This is a genomic window from Phenylobacterium sp., assembly GCF_044372605.1.
Lineage (GTDB): Bacteria > Pseudomonadota > Alphaproteobacteria > Caulobacterales > Caulobacteraceae > Phenylobacterium.
On record NZ_JBILRO010000269.1, the window covers coordinates 1 to 4351 of the forward strand.

Sequence of the window (4351 nt, forward strand, 5' to 3'; positions counted from 1 at the left end):
ACTCAGGACTGCCCGATCTTCACCTCAGCTCTTGACCTTCACATACTCGCCCGGCGCATCACCCAGCGGCTTGAATGGTCCCTGCGCGGGATCGCGGGCCGGGACCATCCCCCCGGAGCGCTCGCCAAGCCAGGCGGCCCAGTGCGGCCACCAGGATCCGGGGTGTTCCTCGGCGCCGGCCTGCCATTCCTCCAGAGAGTCGGGCAGGGCGGGGTTGATCCAGTGCTGGTACTTGCGTGCGACGGGGGCATTGATAACCCCGGCAATATGGCCGGAGCCCGCCATGGTGAAGGTGGTCGGCCCGCCGAAGAGTCTGGCCCCTTTGAAGACCGAGCGCGCGGGCGCGATGTGGTCTTCCTTGGACGACTGCACATAGATCGGCGTCTTCACCTGGCTGAGATCGATGCGAACGTTGTCCAGCATCAGTTCACCCTTGGCCATCGCGTTCTCGCCGTAGAACTTGCGCAGATAGAAGGTGTGCAGTGTCTTTGGCATCCGCGTCTGATCGGAGTTCCAGAACAGCAGATCGAAGGGCTTTGGCTCCTTGCCGAGCAGGTAGTTGTTGACGAAGAACGACCAGATCAGGTCATTGCCGCGCAGGGCGTTGAAGGTGTCTGCCATGGTCGCGCCGGACAGTACGCCGCCGCCCTCGTCCATCTTGGCCTCCAGGTCCTTCAACCAGTCCTCGTTGGTGAACAGCAGCAGATCCCCGGCCTCGGAGAAGTCCTGCTGGGCCGCGAAGAAGGTGGCCGAACCGATGGAGGTGTCGCCCTTCACCGCCATGTGGGCGAGGGTCGCGGAGAGGAGGGTGCCGCCGATGCAATATCCGACGGTGTTCACCTGGCTCACCCCCGCCTGCTTCAGGACGGCGCCGACGCCCTCGTAGATGCCCTGGTGCATGTAGTCTTCGAAGGTCTTGGTCGCCAGGGAGGCGTCGGGGTTCACCCATGAAGCGACGAACACCGTAATGCCCTGGCTGGCGAGCCAGCGGATCAGCGAATTCTCGGGCCTCAGATCCATGATGTAGAACTTGTTGATCCACGGCGGGAAGATCAGAAGCGGGATCTCATAGACCTGCTCCGTTGATGGAGAAAACTGCAACAGCTCAATGATTTCATTTCGGAAAACGACTTTCCCCGGCGCCGTCGCAACGTTCTCGCCGATCTTGAACATCTCGTAGTCGGTCTGGGCGATGGAAAGCGCGCCGCCGCCGCGGTTCAGGTCTGCCTGAAAATTCTCCATACCCTTGAGCAGGCTCTGGCCGCCGGTGGCCATGACCTCGCGCAGCGCGGTCGGATTGGAGGCCAGGAAGTTCGACGGCGCGAAGGCGTCCGTCAGCATCCGCATGAAAAACTCGACGCGCCGTTTCTCCAGAGGGTCGACGCCCTCCACGTCCGAAACCATGTCGTTCAGGAAATTGGCCGTCAGCAGGTACGACTGCTTGATCGCGTCGAACACCGGATTGTCGGACCAGTCGGGATCCAGGAAGCGTTTGTCTCCCTTGGCCGGCGCGACGACCGGGTCCGCAGCATCGCCCGCCGCCCGCCGGGCGGTCGTCTGCCAGAGGTCGAGGTACTTCGAGAACAGATCGGCCTGCGCCCGCATCATCCGGTCAGGTTGCGCCGCCAGTCGTCCCATCACCTGGGTCAGGGCGGGGCCTACATGGAACGGGTCCGGCGACAACGCGGCGGGCCGTTCGGCCTGACGCAGGGCCATCGCGGCGATGGCGCCCTGCGCGGTCAGCGCCGCGCGCGCCAGGTTCATGGACAAGGCCTCGATCTGTGCCCGCTGCTCGGGATTGAAGGCCGCGCTCTCGAATACCGGCTGCGCCTGTGAGGAGGGCTTCGGTTGGGGGCCGACTTCTGCAGCGCCGCTCTCGACCCTGGCCGCCCGAGCCTTCTTGACGCCCTTGGAACCCGCCTTCTTGCCCCCCTTGCGCGGAGCCTCCGAGGTCTGCTCTTTCATCCTGTCGTCCTCCAGAACGGCGCGTATATCGGTCGCACTCTTTCGCGTGATGCAATCATCGCATAAGACCGGGGTCGAAATGAATGCGTTGCGCCCGTTTTTTCCGAAAGTCGCCGGCCTGACCCGGCCGCTGGCGATCGTCGCCGGTTGCGCGGTGCTGGGCGCCTGCGTCTCGACGCCGTTTCGGGAAGCTGTCGTCGATCCGAAATCCGCCGTCGCCGGCGATGTGGAGCGTCTGACGCGAGGTGAGGGCCAGTTCCCTACCTTTGCCGACATTCCAAAGACGCCGGAGGATGTTCGACCGCTCGTCCAGTACGGCCTGGCGGCCCGAGGTCTGACCGCGGCGGGCGATAATCTGATGCGCGCCACCGCGCCGGAGACCTGGACCCTTCAGGCTACAGAAGCCTTCGTAGAAAAGGCCCGTCGTGACGCCGGCCCCGAAATTGAACCGCCCAAGCCCGGTGAGGCAGAGGCTTTTGCGCGTGAACTCCGGGAGCGAGCTACCCCGCCTCCGCCACGGTGAGCGCGGCGAGAGGCAAAAAATCCCTGAACCGGCTTGGCTGACTTCCGCCCGGAGTCTATCCAACGCTTTACATCAGCTCGCAGACCGGCCGCACGGACGCTTGCGGCGAAAGAGCTTTAGCAATGACACCTGAATTCCACCGTATCCGCAGACTTCCGCCCTACGTCCTCGAAGAGGTCAACCGCATCAAGGCGCGCCTGCGCGCCGAGGGCGTGGACATCATCGACTTCGGCATGGGCAACCCCGACATGCCGACGCCGAAGCATATCGTCGAAAAGATGATCGAGACGGCGCGTGACCCCAAGGCCGGCCGCTACTCCGCCTCCAAGGGGATCGTCGGCCTGCGCCGCGCGATGGCGAGCTACTATGACCGCCGGTTTGGCGTGAAACTGAATCCCGACACCGAGGTGATCGCCACCCTGGGCTCCAAGGAAGGCTTCGCCAACCTGGCCCAGGCGCTGACGGCGCCGGGTGATGTGATCATCTGCCCCAACCCCGCCTATCCGATCCATGCCTACGGCTTCATCATGGCCGGCGGGGTAATCCGCCATGTGCCGGCACTGTCGCCCGAGGAGTATCTGGCCGGGGTCAGCCGGGCCGTGAAACACTCTGCGCCGCCGCCCACCGTGTTGATTCTGTCCTACCCGTCGAACCCGACGGCCCAGTGCGTGGATCTCGACTTCTACCGCGACGCCATCGCCCTGGCCCGCAAGCACGACCTGCTGGTGATCTCGGACATCGCCTACTCGGAGATCTATTTCGACGACAATCCGCCGCCGTCCGTGCTGCAGATCGAGGGTGCCAAGGATATCGCCGTCGAGGTGAACTCCCTGTCGAAGACCTTCGCCATGGCCGGCTGGCGCGTCGGCATGGTGGTGGGCAACGCTCGCATCTGCTCGGCCCTGGCGCGGGTGAAGTCCTATCTGGACTACGGCGCCTATACGCCGATCCAGGTGGCCGCCGCCGCCGCGCTGAACGGGCCAACCGATTGCATCGAGGAAATCCGGGGAATCTACAAGGCGCGCCGCGACACCCTGATCGATTCCATGCGCCGCGCGGGTTGGGACATTCCGGCTCCCCCGGCGTCCATGTTCGCCTGGGCGCCGGTGCCCGAACAATTCAAGGAAGCCGGCTCATTGCTGTTCTCCAAACTGCTGATCGAGGAGGCGGGCGTGGCTGTGGCGCCTGGCGTCGGCTTCGGCGAGTATGGCGAGGGCTATGTCCGGGTCGGACTGGTCGAGAATGAACACCGCATCCGTCAGGCAGCCCGCAACGTGAAGAAGTTCCTGTCCAACGCCGACGAAATCCTGGGTCGCTCCCACAACGCCCTGGCCGCCCAATGACGGTCGCCAGGGCCTGGAGGATCGGCGTTGCGGGCCTGGGCACCGTCGGCGCAGCGCTGCTGGACCTGATCGACACGCGGAAGGGTTTTGCGCCCATCGATGGCGTTGTTTCCGTGTCGGCGGTCTCGGCAAGATCCCGCAGCCGCCCCCGGTCCTGCGATATCTCGGGCAAGATCTGGCACGATGATCCGGTGGCGCTGGCCTCGTCGTCGGACTGCGACATCTTTGTCGAGTTGATCGGCGGCTCGGACGGCCCGGCCAAGGCCGCGGTCGAGGCGGCCCTCAAATCCGGAAAGCCGGTGATCACAGCCAACAAGGCGCTGATCGCGGTGCATGGCGCCGAACTCGCCGCCCTGGCCGAAGAGGTCGGCGTGCCGTTGCTGTTCGAAGCCGCGGTGATGGGCGGTGTGCCGGCCGTCAAGGTGGTCCGTGAGGCGCTGGTCGGCGACGATATCCAGTCCATCGTCGGTATCCTGAACGGCACCTGCAACTACATCCTCACCGAGATGGAGACGACGGG

3 protein-coding genes and 1 pseudogene are annotated in these 4351 nt (G+C 64.7%); 3 read left to right on the forward strand and 1 reads right to left on the reverse strand.

The genetic code is table 11. From position 1 onward, the window contains the following. Positions 1-24 precede the first annotated feature (24 nt). The gene (gene phaC / locus ACIQ42_RS16445; protein WP_397423326.1) at positions 25-1965 is read right to left on the reverse strand and encodes a class I poly(R)-hydroxyalkanoic acid synthase; all 1941 of its coding nucleotides are present in this window, start codon (positions 1963-1965) and stop codon (positions 25-27) included. A gap of 79 nt (positions 1966-2044) precedes the next feature. Between phaC and ACIQ42_RS16450 the strand changes: the two genes are divergently transcribed. The 3 genes and pseudogenes from ACIQ42_RS16450 to ACIQ42_RS16460 form a co-directional block, all read left to right on the forward strand. Continuing rightward, entirely contained in the window at positions 2045-2488 is a 444-nt protein-coding gene (locus ACIQ42_RS16450) for a hypothetical protein (protein ID WP_397423327.1), read from the forward strand. 122 nt (positions 2489-2610) lie between these two features. Next, a complete protein-coding gene (locus tag ACIQ42_RS16455) occupies positions 2611-3831 on the forward strand; it encodes an LL-diaminopimelate aminotransferase (RefSeq protein ID WP_397423328.1) in 1221 nt (406 codons plus the stop codon). Further along, positions 3828-4351: pseudogene (locus ACIQ42_RS16460) on the forward strand (homoserine dehydrogenase); the annotation flags it as partial. The gene ACIQ42_RS16455 and the pseudogene ACIQ42_RS16460, both read left to right, overlap by 4 nt.

What these genes read in the sequence shown, in the direction of transcription:
- phaC (WP_397423326.1), bottom strand. Translation starts at nt 1,965, where the DNA reads ATGAAAGAGCAGACCTCGGAGGCTCCGCGCAAGGGGGGCAAGAAGGCG.
- ACIQ42_RS16450 (WP_397423327.1), top strand. Translation starts at nt 2,045, where the DNA reads ATGAATGCGTTGCGCCCGTTTTTTCCGAAAGTCGCCGGCCTGACCCGG.
- ACIQ42_RS16455 (WP_397423328.1), top strand. Translation starts at nt 2,611, where the DNA reads ATGACACCTGAATTCCACCGTATCCGCAGACTTCCGCCCTACGTCCTC.